Source organism: Pseudomonas sp. E45-MNA-CIBAN-0222, assembly GCF_040310405.1.
Taxonomy (GTDB): domain Bacteria; phylum Pseudomonadota; class Gammaproteobacteria; order Pseudomonadales; family Pseudomonadaceae; genus Stutzerimonas; species Stutzerimonas stutzeri_AC.
Map to the genome: position 1 here is coordinate 135,186 of NZ_JBEOPU010000003.1, position 19,063 is coordinate 154,248.

Sequence of the window (19,063 nt, forward strand, 5' to 3'; positions counted from 1 at the left end):
GGTTGGGCGGCTATCAGTTCGGCGCTGCCACTGCGGCAGCGTAAAGATCAGGCTTGAAGCCGATCAGGGTTCTATCGCCCAGGTCGAGTACAGGGCGTTTGATCATCGACGGTTGGGCCAACATCAGCTCGATGGCCCGGGCCTGGTCAAGATCGGCCTTTGCAGCGTCGTCCAGCTTGCGGAAGGTGGTGCCTGCACGGTTGAGAACGGTCTGCCAGCCGTGTTCTTTGCACCAGGCTTCCAGGTGCGCGCGGTCTATGCCGACGCTCTTGTAATCGTGGAAGTCGTAGCTCAGTCCGTGCTGGTCGAGCCAGGTACGGGCCTTTTTCATCGTGTCGCAGGCTTTGATTCCGTATAGGCACAACCGCAGATCTGATTCGGACATAGAACGACTCTCCAAGACTCCTGCAAAACTGGACGGCGGATTATGCCACGCCTCGCCGGACGATGGAGGCCGAGCATGCCGCTGATGCAGTAGTTGGTGACTGGCCGGTCGTCAGCCTTTTCCCTTCTGTCCCAATGCCTGCTCGATTGCGTGGGCGTTCTCCGGGCGCACCACCCGCGCCAGCTCTTCGCCGTTTTCCAGCAGGATCAGGGTCGGCCAAAGCTTGACGCGGAAGGAGCGCCCCAGCGGGCGGCCCGGGCCGTCCTCGATCTTCAAGTGACTGATGCCCGTTCGGTCGGCCAGCGCCTTGGCGATAAATGCCTGGGCAGCCTGGCAGTGGCCGCACCAGGCTGTGCCGAACTCCAGCAAAACCGGCCCCTGCAGAGCGTCGACTGCGGCACGGCTGGGTTCGTTCTGCGTGTACTGCTCGGTCATATGCATGGCGGGATTCTCCTAGTGCTGTTCAACGTTCGAGCCTGCCGCCGTACCCTCGGTTCAGCTAGGGACTTCGACCTTTTACGCCGATGGTGTTGTCCATTGATGACAATCGCAACGGTGAGGTGACGACTAATGGCACGTAAGCATTTTGAGAATTTCGAGGCGATTTCTTCGGCGGTGCCTGCCGACGATGCGTTCGAGGCGGTGATCGCCATCAAGCGACGCGACAGTGATGAGCACGTACACGTGTTCAAGATTGCCGATGGCCGTCGTTATGACTTGGCGTCGGAAGCCGACGCGATTGCCGAAGCGGCATTGACTAAGGTTATGGAGGTCAGCGACGAAGGGCAGCTGATCTGGGAAGAACATGCCATCTGAACAGGAGGCAGCTATGAGCGATGACGTCAAGCGTAGCGAGGACGCACATGCCAGGGAGCATAAAGCTCCTCTGGACGAACACCCAAGGCCGGATCTGCCGGAGCACATGAAGCCTGAGAATCTGGAAAAACTGCGCGATTACGGCAAGGACTCGATCCCGCCCGGTGTCGCCTGAGGCAGAGCACGCCGGGCAGCGAGACTGCCTGGCGAGCTATCAGAGCGTTTCGATGAAGTGACGAATGCGCTGCGCTGCTTCGACGCATTCTGCCAGCGGTGCGACCAGCGCCATGCGAACGCGGCCGGCGCCAGGCGAAACACCGTCGATCTCACGTGACAGGTAGGACCCCGGCACCACGGTTACGTGCTCGCGGGCGAACAGTTGTCGGGTAAATTTCTGATCATCCAGCGGCGTTTTAGGCCACAGATAAAAACCACCGTCCGGGCGTTGCACGTCCATAACTGGGGCAAGTATTTCCAGCGTTGCATCGAACTTGGCGCGATATAGCTCGCGGTTGGCGCGCACGTGGATTTCGTCGTTCCATGCGGCAATGCTCGCCAACTGAGTCTGCACGGGCATGGCGCAGCCGTGGTAGGTGCGGTAGAGCAGGAAGGCTTTGAGGATATCGGCATCGCCAGCGACGAAGCCAGAGCGTAGCCCCGGCAGGTTCGAGCGCTTCGACAGGCTATGGAACACCACGCAGCGCTTGTAATCGTTGCGGCCCAGTGCGGCACATGCGGTGAGCAGGCCTGCAGGCGGATTTGCTTCGTCGAAGTACAGCTCGCTGTAGCATTCGTCGGCGGCTATGACGAAGTCATACTGGTCGGCCAGCGCGATCAGCTTTTTCAGCGTCTCCAGCGGTACCAGCGCGCCGGTCGGGTTGCCCGGTGAGCAGAGGAAGAGGATCTGGCAGCGCTGCCAGACGTCCGCCGTTACGGCATCGAAGTCGGGGTTGAAGCCATTCTGCTCGAGGCATGGCAGGTAGTGTGGTGTCGCGCCGGCGAGCAGGGCGGCGCCTTCGTAGATCTGGTAGAACGGGTTGGGGCTGACCACCAGGCCATTCGCTTCGCGATCCACCACGGCCTGGGTGAAGGCGAACAGTGCTTCGCGCGTACCGTTGACCGGCAACACATGCTGCGCCGGGTCCAGTGCCTCTGCGGCAAGACCAAAGCGCTGCTCACACCAGCGCGCAATGGCTTCGCGCAGGGCAGGAATCCCAAGCGTGGTTGGATATACCGCCAGCTGATCGAGGTTGTCGGCCAGTGCCTGGGCGACGAAGTCCGGCGAGCGGTGCTTTGGCTCGCCGATCGACAGCGCGATGGCGCGCTTGTCAGCCGGAGGCTGTGCGCCAGCGAGCAGACCACGCAATTTTTCGAAGGGATATGGGTTCAGCAGATTCAGGGCGTTGTTCATGGATGCAGTTCTTTCAGGATGAGCGCGGCAAACGCCCCGCATTCGTGAGATCAGTCGTCGCGCGCGCCACCGTAGTAGGCGCAGCCGCGTAAGGTCTGGCCATCGAGGCGCAGTTCGGCGCTCAGGTGATTGATCGTGCCGCTGGCACTGTCGACGCAACGCTGGGGCGCCACCCAGAGGTCAAGGCGCTGTTCGTTAGCTTCGCTGGTGAAGCTGAGCTGGCCGCCAGGAAGCTGCTCTTCGAGATAGGGCAGGGCGACGGGGGACTGCCCGGGGCGTACGAGCAGCATGCCGCGGGTGGTCACGGTCAACATCCAGCCTGGCTCTTGACCGCTCGCACGGAGAATCAAGTGTTTGAAGTTCTCCTCGTCGCAGCTGTGGCCCTCACGTTGCAGGCGGTATACGCGGGTCAGCGCAAACTGGCCAATGCTCTCGGGCCCCGCTTGGCTGAGCGTGCCGCGCAGATCGGCGAACAAACGGTCCTGGTCGTGGGCCATCAGCGCTTGCGCGTCGTCCTCCAGCCCAGTGTCCTTACTCAGCAATTGCAGTGTCCGCTGGCCGTGGCAGCTCTTAAACTGCATCTGTCCATCGACTTGCTGAATCTCGCCCTGAAGGCGTTCGGTTGCCGCTTGGGGCGGGGTGCGATCGCCGAAGAGTGTCTGGCAGCCCGCCAGGGACAGGAGCAGCGCAATCAGGAGGGGGCGTGAAGGGGCCATCGGTGAACTCGGAGGGTGGAGGAGAGGCGGCAGCCTCAGCGGCTGCCGCTATGACTCAGTTGCCTTTGACCGTCTTGCCGCCGACGCTGCCCTCTTCGAGCATGATCTGGTACTCCTTGCCGTCGGTTTCTATCTGGTGCAGGCGGACCAGCAGGTAGTCCCAGTCCTTGGCGAACCAGAGGATGGTCTCGCGCTTGCTTTGAGTCGGATCACGCACGCGCTCCACCTTGATCGCGTCTACTTGGCCGGCCTTGGTGCTGACTTTCTCTTCACCCAGCACGCGGAAATCGTAGGTTTCGATCTCGTCGCCGTCGACGACTTGGTAGCTCATGCTCTTCTTGCCGGCCGCTACTTCGTGCTGCAGTGCCAGCTGGTAGGTCGACTTGTCCAGCAGGCCGCGATGCAGCGGCAGTTTCACCGGATCGCCGCGGTCAGAGCCCTCGACCTGCTTGTTGTCCCAGTCGAAGCGATGCTCGACACGCTTGCCCTTGCCCAGACCGCTACGCTTGAGGCGATAGCTCTGCGGCAGGAAGGTGTCACCTTCGGTGCGGAAGGTGCTGCGCTCGTTGAGACTGGCGACCAGCATGGATGCCTCGAAATCCAGACGCCAGTTGGCATCGTCCAGCTGTTCAAGGCTGCGCTGGGCGGTACCGCTGACCGGCACCTGTTTCCAATCGGCGGTGTAGCGTGCGGAGAAAGGCTTGAGCTCCAGCGCATGGACCGGCAGGGCCAGCACGGCTAGAGCGAGCAGCAAGGCGCGACGCATGTTATCTCCTAGATTCTGATCTGATAGCCGGAGGCCGGCAGGGTGGCGCCATCCAGCATCGCGCCTTGTTCGGTGAGGCGCAAGCGTCCTTCGGCAAACCAGTGCATGGCCAGCGGATAAATCTGGTGCTCTGCGGCATGGACCCGACGCGTCAGCGACTCGAGGTTATCGTCCGGGGCAACCAGCAGTGCGGCCTGGATCACCACAGGGCCGCCGTCCAGCTCTTCGGTCACGAAATGCACGCTGCAGCCGTGTTCGCTATCGCCCGCCTCGAGTGCCCTTCGATGGGTATCGAGCCCCTTGTGCTTGGGCAGGAGCGACGGGTGAATGTTCAGCAGGCGGCCTTGGTAATGGCGTACGAAACCTGGTGTGAGGATGCGCATGAAACCAGCCAGAATCACCAGATCCGGCGCATAGCCATCGACCACTTCCATCAGCGCGGCGTCGAATGACTCGCGCCCGTCGAATGCCTTGTGGTCGAGTACGGCGGTGGGAATGCCTGCGTTCTGCGCCCGGATTAGTCCGAACGCATCGGCGCGGTTGGCAATTACGGCGCAAATACGTGCCCCCTTGCCAATCTGACTGTCGATCAGCGCCTGCAGATTGCTGCCGGAGCCTGAAATCAGCACCACTACATTGCAGGTCGCGGTCATCAGTGCTGCTTCAGGTTGTTCAGCACGACTCGTTCGGCGCCTTCCGCTGCGCTGGAGATCTCGCCGATCACCCAGGGCTCTTCACCAGACGTGCGCAGGCTGGCCAGCACCGATTCCACTTGATCCTGTGCGATGCAGATGACCATGCCGACGCCACAGTTGAGCACGCGGTGCATTTCGTGTTCGTCGACGTTACCTTTTTCCTGCAGGAAGTCGAACACCACCGGGCGCTGCCAGCTGGCGACGTCGATCACGGCCTGGGCGTTGTCCGGGAGCACTCGTGGGATATTGTCGAGTAGGCCGCCGCCAGTGATGTGGGCCATGGCCTTGACCGCCCCGGTGTCCTTGATCAGCTTGAGCAGTGGTTTGACGTAGATGCGTGTCGGCGCCATCAGCAGATCGGCTAGCGGTTGGCCGTCCAGCTGGGTGTTCTCGATGTCGGTGCCGGACACTTCGAGAATCTTGCGAATCAGCGAGTAGCCATTGGAGTGCGGGCCGGAGGATGGCAGCGCAATCAGTGCGTCACCAGCGGCGACCTTGGAGCCATCAATGATCTCGGCCTTTTCCACTACGCCAACGCAGAAGCCGGCCAGGTCGTAGTCTTCGCCCTCGTACATGCCCGGCATCTCGGCGGTTTCACCACCGACCAGGGAGCAGCCAGCCAGTTCGCAACCAGCGCCAATGCCGGTGACCACGGTAGCGGCTACGTCGACGTTGAGCTTGCCAGTGGCGTAATAGTCGAGGAAGAACAGGGGCTCGGCGCCGCAGACCACCAGGTCGTTGACGCACATGGCGACCAGATCCTGGCCAATGCTGTCATGTTTGTTCAGATTCAGCGCCAGGCGCAGCTTGGTGCCGACGCCGTCAGTGCCGGAAACCAGTACCGGCTGCTTGTAGCCAGCAGGGATTTCGCACAGGGCGCCGAAGCCGCCCAGCCCGCCCATTACCTCAGGTCGTGCGGTGCGCTTGGCCACGCTTTTGATGCGTTCGACCAGCGCTTCGCCTGCATCAATGTCGACACCTGCGTCCTTGTAGCTGAGGGAGGGTTGCTTGCTCATAGAATCCGGACCTGTGAAAGGAGTGCGGTTGTCGACCGGTAAGGTGCTGCATTCAGGGCCTGTGAAAAACGATCACCAGCGGGTGGTAGTAACACCGGTATCGCTTGCGAAACGCCGGGGTTGCAGCGCCTGCGTCGCTTTTGCCTAGGTTTTGAATGCCGGGCTCGGACAAGCGCCGGAACCGGTCTGCGGAAAGCGCGCGATTTTATCAGGCTTGCCGCATAGCGGCCATCCCGAGCGCAGTGATGCACGACGGCGAACGTCAGCTTCGGTCGTGTCAACTGTGAGACAGGCAGTTGCTGCGCCCTGGCCGGCTGTTTAAGGTGTAGCGACCATTTCCCCACACTTCATGCCCCGGTTACAGGTGGCCTGCGAGAATCGATCATGCGCTCTATCTACCGCTTACTTGTTCTGTGCCTCGCACTGGGTGTGACCTTGCCCAGTCAGGCAGAGCTTTTCCGGAGCCTGTATCAGGTGCGCGAGCCTGTTTCCGGCCAGCAAGCCGAGGAGCGAGCCGGCGCATTGCAGCGCGCGTTCGACACGCTGCTCCTGCGTCTGACTGGCGATGCGGAAGTAGGTAAAAGCAAGGCCGTGGTTGCACTGCGCGAGGATCCGCAGCAGCTGATCAGCAAGTACGGCTATGAGGGCGACCACATCGTGGTCGAATTCGACCCCGGTACTACTGAGCGCAGCCTGCGCGGCGCTGGTGTTTCGCTATGGGGGGCGAACAGGCCGACGGTGCTGGGTTGGTGGTTGAGCGAGCGGGTAGAGGGTACGCAACTGGTGGGCGACGGCCAGGACAGTGCGGCGCCGTTGCGGGCCGCCGCTCAGCATCGCGGACTGCCACTGCGCCTACCGCTGGCTGACCTCTCTGAACAGCTGTTGGCGACGCCGGAGGCGTTCGCCGCGAGCGATCGACAAGTCTTGAGCGACGCATCCGAGCGCTACGACGCGGACGTGCTGTTGGCGGTGCATGCGAGCGAAGCCGATTCCAGTTGGCAGGCGCAATGGAAGGTCTGGCTTGAGGACGGTCAGCACGACGGCAAGGTCAAAGCCGACACTTCCGAGGCGTTGGCTGATGCGGTCATGCTGGCAGTCAGTCAGTACCTGGCACCGCGCTATGTGGTTGCCCCTGGTGCTGCTTCGGACATAACGCTGGAAATCATCGGTGCCGACTTTGCGCGCTTTGCCGAGCTGGACCGACTGCTCGAACCATTTGGCGGTAGTCTGCTGCGCGTTGAAAGTGATCGTCTCGTCTATCGCGTTAACGCCAGTCCTGAGCAGCTGCGTGCGCAGCTGTCGCTGGCGCGATTGCACGAAGTCAGCGAGGATGAGCAGCCGCTGGATGCCCGGCAGCCTTTGTCCCAAGACGGGACGGCAGATGAACCTGCCGATGCTCCCGCAACGCCCGAGACCGGCACGGTGCTGCGTTACGGCTGGTGATGGCGCCACTGCAGTTTCTTATCTAGTTCCTCCGGCGACTGCCCTGCAAGGAAGGCATCAATATGACCATGAATAATTCGAACCGCTGGCTCTGGCTGGCAGGGCTGCTGTTGTGTGCCTGGCTGGTGTACCTACTGACGCCGATACTCACGCCTTTTCTGATCGGAATTCTGCTGGCGTACTTGGGCGATCCGTTTGTTGATCGGCTGGAGCGCTGGGGGCTTTCGCGTACCTGGGGTGTGGTCGCGGTATTCACGCTGTTCAGTCTGCTGCTATTAGTGATGTTTGTGGTCCTGGTGCCAATGCTGGGCAAGCAGCTGGTGCGGCTTTACCAACTCGCGCCGCTGGCGCTGGACTGGTTGCAGCATCAGGCACTGCCATGGGTGCAGGCTCAGTTTGGTCTTGAGGATAATTTCTGGCGTCTTGATCAGCTCAAGGGTGCGTTCACGGCACACCTGGGTAGCACGACCGATGTTCTCGGGATGTTACTGAGCCGCGCCACGGCTTCCGGTCTTGCGTTGCTGGTGTGGCTCGGCAACTTGCTGCTGATACCTGTGGTGAGCTTCTATCTGATGCGTGACTGGGATTTGATCATGCTCAAGTTGCGCAGCCTGCTGCCGCGTCGGCGTGAAGGCATGGTGGTGCGCCTGATGAACGAATGCCATGAGGTGATCGGCGCGTTCCTGCGTGGCCAGTTGCTGGTCATGCTGGCGTTGGCGATCATCTATGCTTCCGGGCTGACCTTAGTGGGGCTCGAGTTGGGCCTGTTAATCGGCGTGCTGGCCGGCCTCGCCAGCATCGTGCCCTACATGGGCTTCGTGGTCGGTATTGGCGCTGCAGTGGTAGCTGCGTTCTTCCAGTTCGGGCTGGCGCCCTATCCGCTGCTGGGTGTGGCAGCCGTCTTCACGGTAGGGCAGATGCTCGAGGGCATGCTGCTGACGCCGCTGCTGGTGGGCGATCGTATCGGCCTGCATCCGGTAGCGGTGATTTTCGCGGTGCTCGCGGGCGGTCAGTTGTTTGGCTTTACTGGCGTGCTGCTGGCACTGCCGGTGGCGGCGGTGATCATGGTTCTGCTGCGTCATGCGCACGATCTCTATAAACTCTCGGACCTTTACGCCGAGCCCGCCGGTGCACCGGCCGAACCACCCAGCCAGCCATGAAACCCATCCAGCTTCCCCTTGGCGTCCGTCTGCGCGACGACGCCACCTTCGCCAACTTCTACCCGGGCGCAAACGCCGCGGCGCTCGGCTATGTTGAGCGACTGTGTTCGCCTGCCGCTGGCTGGTCCGACGAGCTTATCTATTTATGGGGGCAGGCCGGCGTCGGGCGTAGTCATCTGCTGCAGGCCGCTTGCCTGCGAGTAGAAGAGCGCGGGGAGCTGGCGGTCTATCTGCCGCTGGCCGAGGTCGCTGAATATGGCCCGGCGTTGCTGGACAACCTCGAGCAAAGCGAACTGGTGTGCCTGGACGACCTCGACGCCATCGCCGGTGACGCAGTCTGGGAAGAAGCACTGTTCCATTTGTTCAATCGTTTGCGCGATGCCGGGCGGCGGTTGCTGCTGGCGGCGGACGCCTCGCCGCGGGAGCTGGCCATTGAGCTCCCCGATCTCAAGTCGCGCTTGAGTCTGGCGCTGGTATTCCAGCTGCAGCAGCTGTCCGACGAGGACAAGTTACGTGCCCTGCAGCTGCGTGCTTCGCGCCGTGGTTTGAATCTACCGGACGATGTCGGTCGTTTCATCCTGACGCGCGGCGCACGCAGCATGAATGCGCTCTTCGAGCTGCTCGACCAGTTGGATCAGGCTTCTCTGCAGGCGCAGCGCAAGCTGACCATTCCCTTCCTCAAGGAAACCCTGGGCTGGTAGTGCCGATTGTCACCCAGCCCGGTGCGTTCCCTTTAGCTTTCGCCTGCTGTCTTGCGTTCGTACTGATAGCACCAGCGGGTATAGAGCAGCGCCGCGACGAAAAGCGTCAGACTGATCGCCGCCTCCATCAGCCCATAGATCATCCGTGCAGGGTCGATGGCCGCTAGCACACCCTGAATGAAGTACAGGTTGACGATGAAGCACGTCCAGGCGTGCGCCCGCGGGCTGCCAGTGACAATGCCCGGTGCGACCAACAGCAGCGGAACAAGCTGGATACTGAGCACGACCCAGATGCGTGCACCGTGCAAATCGGCAAATACCAGATTCCAGACGGCCAATAGCACGGCCAGGCCGAAGAAGCTGGCGAGGCTGATCGCACGGCTGAGCTTGACTCGGGGTTCTAGCCATTCCAGGGAGGGCAGCGGTTTCCGCTTCTTAGCCACGGTGATTCTCCAGCTGCTGCGCAGTGCCAGCCAGGCGTTGCCCAAGCGCGCGACAGAGGGCTATTTCGTGCTCGTCCAGGGAACGCTTGCCATCCGCACCTGCATGATGGCTGGGGCCGTAAGGAGTGCCGCCGCCACGGGTTTCCAGCAAGGCGTTCTCGCTGTAGGGCAGGCCGAGCACCAGCATTCCGTGATGCAGCAGCGGTAGCAGCATCGATAACAGCGTGCTTTCTTGGCCGCCATGCAGACTGGACGTCGAGGTGAATACGCCTGCGGGCTTGCCAACCAGCTCACCGGTGAGCCACAGGCTGCTGGTGCCGTCGAGGAAGTACTTCAGTGGCGCCGCCATATTGCCGAAGCGCGTCGGGCTGCCAAGGGCGAGGCCGGTGCAATTCTTCAGGTCGTCGAGGGTCGCATATAAGGCGCCGGAGTCGGGAATGGACGGAGCGACCGCTTCGCATTCGGTGGAAACGGCGGGTACGGTGCGCAGGCGCGCCTCCATGCCGGTCATTTCCACACCGCGGGCGATTTGCCTGGCCATCTCTGCAGTGGCGCCATGGCGGCTGTAATAAAGCACAAGGATATAAGGCGCGCTCACGGCAGAATCTCCAGGATCTTTTCCGGTGGACGACCAATCACTGCTTTGTGGCCCGAGACAAGAATCGGGCGCTCGATGAGGCGCGGGTGCTCGACCATTGCATCGATGAGTGCAGCATCGCTCAGCTCTGGATTGGCCAGGTTGAGGGCTTTGTACTCGTCCTCGCCGGTGCGCAGCAGTTGCCGGGGAGCGAGTTCCAGTTTGTCCAGCAATGCGCAGAGTTCGGCTGCGGTGGGCGGCGTTTCCAGGTAGTGCACGATTTCAGGCGTAAGGCCTTGGGCCTCCAGCAGCTCCAGCGCACCGCGCGATTTGGAGCAGCGAGGATTGTGGTACAGCGTGAGTTCGGTCATTTGTAGTTGCGTCTCGCCGGTTGAGGTGGCCATTCTAACCCTCAACGAGGCGCCTGCCGAATGTGCTGCTTGGGTGATCGGGTGCAGGTATAGCTGCCTGGGCCAGGTCGTATGAGTGCCAAGGCAGTCGCGCCAGATTTTTACGACGGCCCTTAAAGGAGAAGGGATGCATCAGCGCATCGACAACATGTTGGAGTTCGGCCGTTTCCTGGTCAGGCGTTTCCTGACCGATCGGGGGCCTCACAGTGCGGCAGCCTTGACCTATACCACGCTGTTCGCCGTGGTGCCGATGATGACCGTCACGTTCGCCATGCTTTCGGCGATCCCTGCGTTCAAGGGGGTCGGTGAGCAGATTCAGTTTTATATCTTCAACAATTTCATTCCTTCCACTGGCGCGACCATCCAGGAGTATCTGCTCGCCTTTACTACCCAAGCACGGCAGCTCACCTGGTTCGGTGTCGGCTTTCTGATGGCCACGGCATTGATGATGCTGCTGACCATAGAGAAGGCCTTCAACACCATCTGGCGCGTACGACAGCCGCGAAGGGGCGTGTCCAGCTTTCTGCTGTATTGGGCGATTCTCAGCTTGGGCCCACTGTTGCTTGGCGCAGGTTTCGCCACCAGCACCTACATCGCCTCGCTTTCCCTGATTTCGGGGCCATATGCGCTCATTGGTGTCGGCACGCTGATAAAGCTCATGCCGCTGTTATTGAGCGTGGCGGCTTTCACGCTCATATACGCAGCGGTGCCCAACACGCGCGTTCCGCTACGCCACGCCGTAGTTGGAGGGGTATTCACCGCCGTGTTGTTCGAGGCGGCGAAGCAACTGTTCGGCCTGTATGTCAGTTATTTCCCAAGCTATCAGCTGATTTACGGCGCATTTGCAGCGGTTCCGCTGTTTCTATTGTGGGTCTATCTGTCGTGGATGATCGTGCTGTTCGGTGCCGAACTGGTTTGCGGCCTGTCATCGTCGCAGCAATGGCGCCGTCGTCCGCTGCCGCGTCTGGTGGTCATGCTGATGCTGTTGCGCAACCTGCACCAGCGTCAGCAGGAGGGCCGCGAGCTGCATCTGCGTGATCTGCATAAGGTAGGTCTGCGTCTGCCGGAAGATGAATGGGATGACATCCTCGGCTTTTTCGAGCAGGAGCAATTGGTCTGTCGAACCGGCGGCGGGGGGTGGGTGCTTTGTCGTGACCTCAATCACTACAGCCTGGACCAGCTGCTGCGCTGCAATCCCTGGCCGCTGTCAGCGCGGGTGGCGCTGCCTGAGCAGCTCGATGAGCCCTGGTATCCGACGCTGCGTCGTTCCCTGGAGTTGTTGCAGCAGGAGCAGGCCAATCTGTTTGGTGGCAGCCTGGCGGACTGGCTGCAGGTAAGTGGTGACAAAAAAGGTCAGTAAGGGAGAGATTGCGCTGCTCGTGGCCGTGCTTTCGACGGTCGCTCGATCGTGCTAATGGCTGAGGACGAGCGTAGGCGGGCGTGCCATCCGTTATCCGGCAATGGCACGCTTCTGGCTATAGCTTGGTTGGTTGAGAAGGACGGCGTGATGAACGGTAAGCGCAGCACCATTCTATATCTGCACCAGCGAGCGCCAGATGCTGCGCTTGAGGCATTGAATCGGCTTACAGGTCTGCAGTTCGCCCAGTGGCCTGAATCGCTGGTGGACCGATCGGAAGCGCCGGGGGATGCCCCGCGAGTCGTTTTGGAGAGCGTGCCGGTAAAATCGATGAAGGTGGGCGGCTGACTCAGGCCTGCGCGGTTTGCTTCTCTGTGACCACAGGCTCGACCGGATGTACGAACAGTTCTTCGACCGTAATTGCTGTCACTGCCGCAGTGGCACGCAAGTGCACCTGAAGATCTTCGATCTTGTGGCGGACCGGCAGCCGAGCGACCCCTGATAGCAGAATCTTGCCTGCACCGTCGGTTCGCCCGTGATCAATAGCTGCTTCCCGCTGTTGTTGGCCATCGCGGTACTTGGCGACGAGCGACACCGATAAGCCAGCGCGCCCCTGCAGCTGCAACCAACTTGCAACGTTGAATTCAGCGACGCGGCCGTCATAGGTCGTGAGTGCGATGGCTGCTTGCTCGACGATGCGCGCGGGTACGATACCGATCAGTTTGTCGTGGAGTTGGGACATGGCTTCGCTACTGGTTTGCGTTGGTTGGTGCGGAATTATAGGCAGTGCCGCTACGGCAAAACTGTGCACTTGAACGCCGCACCGCGTGACCGGACTCGCAGAACGGTAAAAACGCGACAGTTACTTGGCGCCGGCGGCAACTTCGTCAGGATACAGCTGTTGCCGTTCGTGCCCTCGTGAAATGGACGCGGTATGCTCCTGCCCATGTGTAGGGGATCAACGACCATGGTTAAATCGCTCGCATCATCACTATTTGTTTTCGCCTGTCTTTTCCTTTCCGGCTGTGAAAAGGACTGGGGCGTGGATCAGCATGGGCGCGAAATCACTACCGACCACCTGCAGGGGCGGTGGTTACTGATCAACTATTGGGCCGAATGGTGTGGCCCCTGTCGGACCGAAATACCGGAGCTCAATGCGCTGGCTGACGCGGAGGAGGGGCTGGAAGTGCTTGGTGTGAACTTCGACGAATTGCGCGGCGAGGATCTCGTCCAGGCGTCAGAAGCGCTTGGGATTCGCTTTCGCGTGCTTACCGATGACCCTGCCGAGCGCCTGCAGTTGCCGCGTAGCGAGGTGCTGCCGGTTACCTATCTGGTGGACGAGAAGGGCGCTGTGCGGGAGCGATTGGTCGGTGAGCAGACCGCCGAGGGAATACTCGCTCATCTCTCCCGGTTAAGAGGCGAATAGGGCTGGGTGCTAACCGGCCTTAAGGTCTGACGTACCAGAAGTCCTGCCAGAAGCCGATCACCTTGGCTGGGTACCGGTTTTTGCCCAGGCTGCCGTTATAGCGCGCCAGTGCCCGGTTAATGTCACCTTTTTCCTTCTTCAGGTAATAGCTGAGGATGGTGCAGCCATAGCGGAGATTGGTGGCATTATCGGTGAGGTTGTCCTGCGGCCGGCCCAGTTCGGCTTTCCAGAACGGCATCACCTGCATCATGCCCTGCGCACCAACACTGGAAATGGCAAAGCGGTCGAAGTGGCTTTCGGCGTGGATCAGTGCCAATACCAGCTCTGGCTTCAGGCCGGCCTTAGTGGCCTCGCGATGCACCAACCTGAGCAGCGATAGTCTTTCCCCTGCGTCGGGAATGTAGCGCTTGAGTCGTGCGGACATGTCGACTAGCCACACTTCTGCATCGAAGCGGTCATGAAAGCTGTCCGCTTCGGCAACGGTGCGCTGCATCAAATCGCGTAGTTCTGGTTCGGGTGCCTGACGGATATTGGCTGCTGCTGGAAGTATGCTGACCAGCAGCATCGCGAAAAGAAGATAACGCGCCTTCATCGGACGTCAGTTGCCGTCGCCGCTGCTGTCGATCAGGCTCTGCAAGAACTCCTGCTGTAACTCAGGGTCGTTGCGCGTCAGCTCTATCAGGCTTTGCTCGAGCTCGCTGGCTTCTTCTTCCAGGCCCAGTTCGGATAGGCGTCGAACGCGATGCACCCATTGCGCCACCTCGTCACCCTCTAGGTCGTCAAAGATCAGGTCATGGGCTTCCTGTAGCTTGCCGCGCAGCTTGTGGCTGACCAGCAGCGTGGCGTCGGCGCGAGTGCCGTCCTGAGTATCTTCGACCGACAGCTGCAGCTTGCCCACTTGGGCGATGTCCTGATCCGCGAAGGGGCCGTCCAGGAGATTCAGCCGAAGTACGCCATGACGGTCCGTGGACAGCTCGTGTGTATGCGGACCGGCAACGACCATCACCGGACGCTCGGCCCAGGGCAGGCTGGTGTACTCGAGTCGCGCATCGCGGCGTTGCTCGTTGAGGCTGGCCAGATTCTGTTGCGAGCGCCCATTGGATTCGACGTTCATGAATGGATTGATGCCCGCGAAGCCATAGCTGATCCAGCCGCGAGTTGCACTTTCGGGAATATTGCCGAGCATCACCACGTTGAGCACGTTGGCGCCGACACCGGCCACCACTGCCACGACACCCATGGGGATCTCGTAAAGCTCGCGCCAGGGCTGATAGGGCGTGTAACGGTCATAACGACGCGTGACTTCGAAGTCGGTGACCTCGAACGTCTTCTGCTCCTGCACGCGGATGCGGCGCTGTGGCAGCTCGAGCACCTGAGGTTCGCCGAGCTCGATGCGCAGGCTGTGGTCAAGCAGTTTGCGTTCGGTGCGCGCCTCATGCTCGCTGCGTTGCGGCAAGTGGTTGGCGCAGCCACCCAGAAGCAGCGCCGCACAAAGTGCAGCGCTGGTTGAAACGACAATATGTCGGTTGAGCATGTTTTCCGATCAGCGATGAGCGCGCGAGTTGATGAAGGAGAGAATTTCAGCGGCTGCGATCGGCTGAGCTTGAGCGTCGCGGCGGTGCTTGTATTCCAAGGTGCCATCGGCCAGCCCGCGGTCGCTGATAACGACCCGATGCGGAATGCCGACCAGCTCCATGTCGGCGAATTTGACGCCTGGACTGGTCTTTTTGTCACGGTCGTCGAGCAGCACTTCGTATCCGGCTGCGGTGAGCTCGGCATACAGTCGGTCAGTCGCCTCGCGAACCGCTTCGTTTTCGTACTTCATCGGTACCAAGGCAATCTGGAAGGGCGCGAGGGCGTCCGGCCAGAGAATGCCGCGGTCGTCGTAGTTCTGCTCGATCGCGGCGGCAACCACACGTGATACACCGATGCCATAGCAGCCCATGATGAGCGTGGCTGGCTTACCGTTCTCGCCCATTACCTGGCAATTCATGGCCTCGCTGTACTTGGTGCCCAGCTGGAAAATGTGGCCGACCTCTATGCCGCGCTTGATTACCAGGTTGCCCTGACCGTCCGGGCTCGGATCACCAGCCACTACGTTGCGCAGATCAGCCACCTGCGGCAGCGGCAGGTCACGCTCCCAGTTCAAACCGAAGTAATGCTTGTCATCGATATTCGCGCCGGCACCGAAATCGCTCATCAGCGCCACCGAGCGATCTATCACGCAGGGGAGCGACAAGTTCAGCGGGCCTAGCGAGCCAGGGCCGGCACCGATTGCCGCGCGGATTTCCGCTTCCGAGGCAAATACCAGCGGGCTGGCGACCTGCTCGAGGTTGGCGGCCTTGATTTCGTTGAGTTCGTGGTCGCCGCGCACGATCAGAGCTATCAATTGGCCCTTTTCAACGCCATGTACCACCAGTGTTTTCACCGTTTTTTCGATGGCCAGTCCGAACTGCTCGACGAGCTCGATGATGGTCTTGGCGTCGGGCGTATCCACCAGGCGCAGCTCTTCGCTCGCCGCTGCACGCTCGGTTTCCCGTGGAATGGCTTCTGCCTTCTCGATGTTGGCGGCGTAGTCAGAGGTGTCGCTGAAAGCGATGTCGTCTTCACCGGACTCGGCCAGTACGTGAAACTCGTGGGAACCGGTACCGCCGATGGAGCCGGTGTCCGCTTGCACGGGTCGGAAGTCTAGGCCAAGACGCGTGAAGACGTTGCAGTACGCCTCATGCATACGGTCGTAGGTTTCTTGCAACGATTCCTGGGACAGGTGGAAGGAGTAAGCGTCCTTCATCAGGAATTCGCGGCCCCGCATAAGGCCGAAGCGCGGGCGGATCTCGTCGCGGAATTTGGTCTGAATCTGGTAGAAGCTGATCGGCAGCTGCTTGTAGCTGTGAAGCTCATTGCGCGCCAAGTCGGTGATGACCTCTTCGTGGGTGGGCCCAACGCAGAATTCGCGGTTATGGCGGTCCTTCAGGCGCAGCAGCTCAGGGCCATACTGCTCCCAGCGGCCGGATTCCTGCCACAACTCTGCCGGCTGGATCGCTGGCATCAGCACTTCCAGGGCGCCAGCCTTGTTCATTTCCTCGCGAACGATGGCCTCGGCTTTGCGTAGCGCACGTAGCCCCATCGGTAGCCAGGTGTACAGACCGGACGCCAGCTTGCGGATCATCCCGGCGCGCAGCATCAACTGGTGGCTGATGACAACCGCGTCGGATGGGGTTTCTTTGAGGGTCGAGAGCAGGAACTGACTGGTGCGCATGTGGCCGTTATGTCCTTGCAGAGGCTGGAATTTGGCCACGCATTGTACGGTGCGCGTGGTGCGGCGTATAGGATCGACAACGCCGCTTGGCAGGGATCACAAACGAAGAGCCCGGCTTTCGCCGGGCTCCTTTTTGCATCGAATGTTCCGAGTATCTGGGTTACAGGATGCTCAGCGGGTATTCGACGAATGCGCGGATCTCGTTCAGATCCGGGCTGTAGTAGTCGCGCATGTCGTTGTTTGAGCGGTAGATCGAGTTACGCAGCTTTAGCGACAGATCTTTTGCCGGGCCGCTCTGAACGACGTACTGGACCTGGTTAAAGAACTCGCGCTCTTTGCCTTCGCCGGTGGGGGTGTCTACGTTGTCGCCGTACACATAAGCGGTTTTCCAGAACAGGCCTGGAACGCCATAGCCGCTAAAGTCCAGCTCATAGCTTGCCTGCCACGAGCGCTCGTCCTTGGAGTTAAAGTCGGAGTAGTAGGAGTTGGCTACCCAGATGGAGCTGCCGCCGTCGCCGATGTCGTAGCGGTAGTCACCGTCACCGGTAACGCGCTGGTGGGCGAGGATAAAGGCATGCGCGCCAGTCGAGTACTTGGCTGCGAGACTCCAGATGGTTGTGTCTTCGGTTTCGCCGAACGTTTCTTTATCGTACTTGTTGTCGTAGATGTTGAAGTCGAACGCGAGCGACTGGTCGCCGCCGAACGGCATGACGTAGTTAACGTTAGCGTACTTCTTCTTGGCCACGTCTTCGTTGTCAGCGTAGTAGAGCGACGTGCTCAGGTTCTCGTTGAACGCATAGGTGCCGCCGACAACATCAATGCTCTTCAAGCCTACGTCATCGCGGCTGGACGATGCCATGGAGCTATCTGCGGTGAAGCGGCCGGCATTCAGCTCAAGGCCTTCGATCTCATTACTGGTGATCAAGGTGCCGGTAAATGACTCTGGCAGCAGGCGAGAATCGTCATATGCGAGTACCGGCATCATCGGCATCTGGTTGCCGTACTTGATCACGGTGTTGGAGAACCGGGCTTTGATAGCTGCGCCGGCCTGGGAGAGGTCGCGCTCCGGCTCGTTGTTGGAGTCGCGCTCGAACATGGCGGTGTAGCTATAGCCCTGACCGCCATCGAGACGGACACCCAGCAGGCCATAGGCGTCGACGCCTACTCCGATGGTGCCCTGGGTGAAGCCGGACTCGAAGGTAGTGATGAAGCCTTGGCCCCAGCTCCGCACGTCGCCGGCGCCGTCTTTGTAGTCACGATTGAAATACGTGTTACGCAGCAGCAGATCAAGGCTCGCGTCCTCGATGAAGCCCTTGGACTCCGATTGCTGGCTGGCCAGCGCCATCTGGGAGGTGCCCGCCGATACGGCTAGGGCGATTACGCTCCACTTCATCACTTTCATTGTGATTGCTCCTTTGGTTTAAAAACGGTGCTTACCTGTCCGCAGTGGGCGGAAAGGGTGCAACTTCTTAGTCCCGCATCAGGCTTTAGCCAATTATGGCCGCTCTCGCGAAAAGCCATCCAGAGAATTTACTGTTTGGCTCTAGTCCGGCGCTAGAGCAAGCAGCACAACGCCGATTGCGGCGTTTTGAAGCCACTGGCCGCGATCCCTAATCCGGAATAGCAAGAATCGTACTCAAATTGACCAAGTGACCGTTCCTGGCTGCCGTTAGCTGTTTGAGGGGAATCCGTGCACTGAAATATTGCGGTTGCGTCGCGTTCGGGCACCATCCTTGTGCGCCTCTCAGCGCCTTGCTGCTGTTGCTGCTTGGGGTATCCTTTTCTTTTGCGCAACCAGCGCTGAACTGTTCTAAAGGGGAAGTTTCATGTTCGCTCTCGATTCACGTCTGGCGCAGGATACGTTGCTGCTTGGCGACTTCTCTCTCTGTCGGCTGCTATTGATGAATGACGCGCAGTACCCCTGGTTCATCCTGGTGCCGCGGCGCGAGGAGGTGAGCGAGTTGTTTCAGCTAGATGCTGCAGATCAGCAGGCTCTATGGCAGGAAGCTACCTCGCTCGCCGAGACAGTGAAGGACACTTTTGGCGCGGACAAGATGAACATCGCTACGCTCGGCAATATGGTTGGGCAGTTGCACATGCATGTCATCGCAAGGCGTCGTGACGACGCTGCATGGCCGGCGCCGGTATGGGGCAAACATCCAGCGAAGCCCTATAGCCAGGAGCAGGTAGCCGCCATCAGGGACAAGCTCAGGTTGGTGCTGACCGATCACTTTCGTTTTGGAGAATGACTATGGATCTGGAGTCGCGAGTGATGGATCTGGAAGCGCGCCTGGCATTTCAGGATGACACGATTCAGGCTTTGAACGATGTGCTCGTTGAGCAACAGCGGATCATGGATCGGTTGCAGCTTCAGGTAGGGGCTCTGGCAAGGCGACAGGAGGAAATGCAGGTCACCTTCGATGCCGGCGAGGAAGAGGGGCCGCCGCCGCATTATTGATGTGTTCGAAGCGGGTCAGGGCAG

General features: G+C 60.4%; 25 protein-coding genes. 10 read left to right on the top strand and 15 right to left on the bottom strand.

Features of this window, described 5'->3' with window-relative positions; genetic code table 11:
- Positions 1-13 precede the first annotated feature (13 nt).
- Positions 14-370 carry an ArsC family reductase gene (locus AAEZ08_RS06105; RefSeq protein WP_193384583.1) on the bottom strand — a complete coding sequence of 119 codons (357 nt, stop codon included), beginning with the start codon at positions 368-370 and terminating at the stop codon, positions 14-16.
- 126 nt (positions 371-496) lie between these two features.
- Complete coding sequence (locus AAEZ08_RS06110; protein ID WP_058064038.1) at positions 497-826, bottom strand: thioredoxin family protein; 330 nt, start codon at positions 824-826, stop codon at positions 497-499.
- A gap of 129 nt (positions 827-955) precedes the next feature.
- Here AAEZ08_RS06110 and AAEZ08_RS06115 point away from each other — a divergent pair, with 129 nt between their 5' ends.
- Positions 956-1,201, top strand: coding sequence for a hypothetical protein (locus AAEZ08_RS06115; protein WP_003280253.1), 246 nt, complete (start codon positions 956-958; stop codon positions 1,199-1,201).
- Positions 1,202-1,214: 13 nt separating this feature from the next.
- Positions 1,215-1,376: a hypothetical protein gene (locus AAEZ08_RS06120; protein WP_003280254.1), complete on the top strand. Its 162-nt coding sequence runs from the start codon at positions 1,215-1,217 to the stop codon at positions 1,374-1,376.
- Positions 1,377-1,415: 39 nt separating this feature from the next.
- On the opposite strand, the gene dapC is transcribed toward AAEZ08_RS06120, so the two are convergent.
- The 5 genes from dapC to purM are packed head-to-tail and all read right to left on the bottom strand — an operon-like array spanning position 1,416 to position 5,805.
- The gene (gene dapC, locus AAEZ08_RS06125) at positions 1,416-2,612 is read right to left on the bottom strand and encodes a succinyldiaminopimelate transaminase (RefSeq protein WP_500123918.1); all 1,197 of its coding nucleotides are present in this window, start codon (positions 2,610-2,612) and stop codon (positions 1,416-1,418) included.
- Positions 2,613-2,662: 50 nt separating this feature from the next.
- Positions 2,663-3,328: a COG3650 family protein gene (locus tag AAEZ08_RS06130; protein ID WP_102821496.1), complete on the bottom strand. Its 666-nt coding sequence runs from the start codon at positions 3,326-3,328 to the stop codon at positions 2,663-2,665.
- Positions 3,329-3,383: 55 nt separating this feature from the next.
- The gene (locus tag AAEZ08_RS06135; RefSeq protein WP_003280258.1) at positions 3,384-4,094 is read right to left on the bottom strand and encodes a DUF3108 domain-containing protein; all 711 of its coding nucleotides are present in this window, start codon (positions 4,092-4,094) and stop codon (positions 3,384-3,386) included.
- Between the two features lie 8 nt (positions 4,095-4,102).
- The gene (gene purN, locus AAEZ08_RS06140) at positions 4,103-4,747 is read right to left on the bottom strand and encodes a phosphoribosylglycinamide formyltransferase (RefSeq protein WP_500123919.1); all 645 of its coding nucleotides are present in this window, start codon (positions 4,745-4,747) and stop codon (positions 4,103-4,105) included.
- Complete coding sequence (purM, locus tag AAEZ08_RS06145) at positions 4,747-5,805, bottom strand: phosphoribosylformylglycinamidine cyclo-ligase (protein ID WP_003280263.1); 1,059 nt, start codon at positions 5,803-5,805, stop codon at positions 4,747-4,749. The genes purN and purM overlap by 1 nt, the downstream gene beginning before the upstream one ends.
- A gap of 384 nt (positions 5,806-6,189) precedes the next feature.
- Here purM and AAEZ08_RS06150 point away from each other — a divergent pair, with 384 nt between their 5' ends.
- The 3 genes from AAEZ08_RS06150 to hda all read left to right on the top strand — a co-directional run bounded on the left by AAEZ08_RS06150 (position 6,190) and on the right by hda (position 9,109).
- The gene (locus AAEZ08_RS06150; RefSeq protein ID WP_500123920.1) at positions 6,190-7,248 is read left to right on the top strand and encodes a DUF2066 domain-containing protein; all 1,059 of its coding nucleotides are present in this window, start codon (positions 6,190-6,192) and stop codon (positions 7,246-7,248) included.
- 62 nt (positions 7,249-7,310) lie between these two features.
- A complete protein-coding gene (locus tag AAEZ08_RS06155; protein ID WP_500123921.1) occupies positions 7,311-8,408 on the top strand; it encodes an AI-2E family transporter in 1,098 nt (365 codons plus the stop codon).
- Positions 8,405-9,109 carry a DnaA regulatory inactivator Hda gene (gene hda / locus AAEZ08_RS06160; protein ID WP_003280268.1) on the top strand — a complete coding sequence of 235 codons (705 nt, stop codon included), beginning with the start codon at positions 8,405-8,407 and terminating at the stop codon, positions 9,107-9,109. The genes AAEZ08_RS06155 and hda overlap by 4 nt, the downstream gene beginning before the upstream one ends.
- A gap of 32 nt (positions 9,110-9,141) precedes the next feature.
- On the opposite strand, the gene AAEZ08_RS06165 is transcribed toward hda, so the two are convergent.
- Genes AAEZ08_RS06165 through arsC form a run of 3 tightly spaced genes read right to left on the bottom strand, consistent with a single transcriptional unit; the run spans position 9,142 to position 10,500 of the window.
- A complete protein-coding gene (locus tag AAEZ08_RS06165; protein ID WP_102821494.1) occupies positions 9,142-9,552 on the bottom strand; it encodes a DUF2069 domain-containing protein in 411 nt (136 codons plus the stop codon).
- Positions 9,545-10,150: an NAD(P)H:quinone oxidoreductase gene (gene wrbA / locus AAEZ08_RS06170; RefSeq protein ID WP_058064043.1), complete on the bottom strand. Its 606-nt coding sequence runs from the start codon at positions 10,148-10,150 to the stop codon at positions 9,545-9,547. The genes AAEZ08_RS06165 and wrbA overlap by 8 nt, the downstream gene beginning before the upstream one ends.
- Entirely contained in the window at positions 10,147-10,500 is a 354-nt protein-coding gene (gene arsC / locus AAEZ08_RS06175) for an arsenate reductase (glutaredoxin) (RefSeq protein ID WP_181066248.1), read from the bottom strand. Before arsC ends, wrbA begins: the two co-directional genes overlap by 4 nt.
- 166 nt (positions 10,501-10,666) lie before the next feature.
- Between arsC and AAEZ08_RS06180 the strand changes: the two genes are divergently transcribed.
- Both AAEZ08_RS06180 and AAEZ08_RS06185 read left to right on the top strand, forming a co-directional pair.
- A complete protein-coding gene (locus tag AAEZ08_RS06180) occupies positions 10,667-11,899 on the top strand; it encodes a virulence factor BrkB family protein (RefSeq protein ID WP_003280273.1) in 1,233 nt (410 codons plus the stop codon).
- Between the two features lie 147 nt (positions 11,900-12,046).
- Positions 12,047-12,244, top strand: a complete 198-nt coding sequence (locus AAEZ08_RS06185) for a hypothetical protein (RefSeq protein WP_500123972.1) — start codon at positions 12,047-12,049, stop codon at positions 12,242-12,244.
- A 1-nt stretch (position 12,245) separates the two neighbouring features.
- On the opposite strand, the gene AAEZ08_RS06190 is transcribed toward AAEZ08_RS06185, so the two are convergent.
- Complete coding sequence (locus tag AAEZ08_RS06190; protein WP_500123922.1) at positions 12,246-12,638, bottom strand: hypothetical protein; 393 nt, start codon at positions 12,636-12,638, stop codon at positions 12,246-12,248.
- Positions 12,639-12,863: 225 nt separating this feature from the next.
- On the opposite strand from AAEZ08_RS06190, the gene AAEZ08_RS06195 reads away from it, so the two are divergent.
- Complete coding sequence (locus AAEZ08_RS06195; RefSeq protein ID WP_003280279.1) at positions 12,864-13,322, top strand: TlpA family protein disulfide reductase; 459 nt, start codon at positions 12,864-12,866, stop codon at positions 13,320-13,322.
- Between the two features lie 19 nt (positions 13,323-13,341).
- Here the strand turns inward: AAEZ08_RS06195 and AAEZ08_RS06200 are convergent, their stop codons facing one another.
- From AAEZ08_RS06200 to AAEZ08_RS06215, 4 genes are all read right to left on the bottom strand, one after another.
- Positions 13,342-13,914, bottom strand: a complete 573-nt coding sequence (locus tag AAEZ08_RS06200; protein WP_003280281.1) for a transglycosylase SLT domain-containing protein — start codon at positions 13,912-13,914, stop codon at positions 13,342-13,344.
- Between the two features lie 6 nt (positions 13,915-13,920).
- The gene (locus AAEZ08_RS06205) at positions 13,921-14,856 is read right to left on the bottom strand and encodes a hypothetical protein (RefSeq protein WP_003280283.1); all 936 of its coding nucleotides are present in this window, start codon (positions 14,854-14,856) and stop codon (positions 13,921-13,923) included.
- A gap of 9 nt (positions 14,857-14,865) precedes the next feature.
- Entirely contained in the window at positions 14,866-16,581 is a 1,716-nt protein-coding gene (locus AAEZ08_RS06210) for a proline--tRNA ligase (RefSeq protein WP_102821492.1), read from the bottom strand.
- 160 nt (positions 16,582-16,741) lie between these two features.
- Positions 16,742-17,983, bottom strand: coding sequence for an OprD family porin (locus AAEZ08_RS06215; RefSeq protein WP_500123923.1), 1,242 nt, complete (start codon positions 17,981-17,983; stop codon positions 16,742-16,744).
- A gap of 424 nt (positions 17,984-18,407) precedes the next feature.
- Here AAEZ08_RS06215 and AAEZ08_RS06220 point away from each other — a divergent pair, with 424 nt between their 5' ends.
- Together AAEZ08_RS06220 and AAEZ08_RS06225 are read left to right on the top strand one after the other, a co-directional pair.
- A complete protein-coding gene (locus AAEZ08_RS06220) occupies positions 18,408-18,830 on the top strand; it encodes an HIT family protein (RefSeq protein ID WP_003280289.1) in 423 nt (140 codons plus the stop codon).
- Positions 18,831-18,832: 2 nt separating this feature from the next.
- The gene (locus AAEZ08_RS06225; protein WP_003280291.1) at positions 18,833-19,039 is read left to right on the top strand and encodes a SlyX family protein; all 207 of its coding nucleotides are present in this window, start codon (positions 18,833-18,835) and stop codon (positions 19,037-19,039) included.
- The last annotated feature ends 24 nt before the right edge of the window (positions 19,040-19,063 follow it).

Bases quoted from the DNA above. Each gene is read 5' to 3' on its own strand.
- AAEZ08_RS06110 (WP_058064038.1), bottom strand. From the start codon at position 826: ATGCATATGACCGAGCAGTACACGCAGAACGAACCCAGCCGTGCCGCA.
- AAEZ08_RS06115 (WP_003280253.1), top strand. From the start codon at position 956: ATGGCACGTAAGCATTTTGAGAATTTCGAGGCGATTTCTTCGGCGGTG.
- AAEZ08_RS06120 (WP_003280254.1), top strand. From the start codon at position 1,215: ATGAGCGATGACGTCAAGCGTAGCGAGGACGCACATGCCAGGGAGCAT.
- dapC (WP_500123918.1), bottom strand. From the start codon at position 2,612: ATGAACAACGCCCTGAATCTGCTGAACCCATATCCCTTCGAAAAATTG.
- AAEZ08_RS06130 (WP_102821496.1), bottom strand. From the start codon at position 3,328: ATGGCCCCTTCACGCCCCCTCCTGATTGCGCTGCTCCTGTCCCTGGCG.
- AAEZ08_RS06135 (WP_003280258.1), bottom strand. From the start codon at position 4,094: ATGCGTCGCGCCTTGCTGCTCGCTCTAGCCGTGCTGGCCCTGCCGGTC.
- purN (WP_500123919.1), bottom strand. From the start codon at position 4,747: ATGACCGCGACCTGCAATGTAGTGGTGCTGATTTCAGGCTCCGGCAGC.
- purM (WP_003280263.1), bottom strand. From the start codon at position 5,805: ATGAGCAAGCAACCCTCCCTCAGCTACAAGGACGCAGGTGTCGACATT.
- AAEZ08_RS06150 (WP_500123920.1), top strand. From the start codon at position 6,190: ATGCGCTCTATCTACCGCTTACTTGTTCTGTGCCTCGCACTGGGTGTG.
- AAEZ08_RS06155 (WP_500123921.1), top strand. From the start codon at position 7,311: ATGACCATGAATAATTCGAACCGCTGGCTCTGGCTGGCAGGGCTGCTG.
- hda (WP_003280268.1), top strand. From the start codon at position 8,405: ATGAAACCCATCCAGCTTCCCCTTGGCGTCCGTCTGCGCGACGACGCC.
- arsC (WP_181066248.1), bottom strand. From the start codon at position 10,500: ATGACCGAACTCACGCTGTACCACAATCCTCGCTGCTCCAAATCGCGC.
- AAEZ08_RS06180 (WP_003280273.1), top strand. From the start codon at position 10,667: ATGCATCAGCGCATCGACAACATGTTGGAGTTCGGCCGTTTCCTGGTC.
- AAEZ08_RS06185 (WP_500123972.1), top strand. From the start codon at position 12,047: ATGAACGGTAAGCGCAGCACCATTCTATATCTGCACCAGCGAGCGCCA.
- AAEZ08_RS06190 (WP_500123922.1), bottom strand. From the start codon at position 12,638: ATGTCCCAACTCCACGACAAACTGATCGGTATCGTACCCGCGCGCATC.
- AAEZ08_RS06195 (WP_003280279.1), top strand. From the start codon at position 12,864: ATGGTTAAATCGCTCGCATCATCACTATTTGTTTTCGCCTGTCTTTTC.
- AAEZ08_RS06200 (WP_003280281.1), bottom strand. From the start codon at position 13,914: ATGAAGGCGCGTTATCTTCTTTTCGCGATGCTGCTGGTCAGCATACTT.
- AAEZ08_RS06205 (WP_003280283.1), bottom strand. From the start codon at position 14,856: ATGCTCAACCGACATATTGTCGTTTCAACCAGCGCTGCACTTTGTGCG.
- AAEZ08_RS06210 (WP_102821492.1), bottom strand. From the start codon at position 16,581: ATGCGCACCAGTCAGTTCCTGCTCTCGACCCTCAAAGAAACCCCATCC.
- AAEZ08_RS06215 (WP_500123923.1), bottom strand. From the start codon at position 17,983: ATGAAAGTGATGAAGTGGAGCGTAATCGCCCTAGCCGTATCGGCGGGC.
- AAEZ08_RS06220 (WP_003280289.1), top strand. From the start codon at position 18,408: ATGTTCGCTCTCGATTCACGTCTGGCGCAGGATACGTTGCTGCTTGGC.
- AAEZ08_RS06225 (WP_003280291.1), top strand. From the start codon at position 18,833: ATGGATCTGGAGTCGCGAGTGATGGATCTGGAAGCGCGCCTGGCATTT.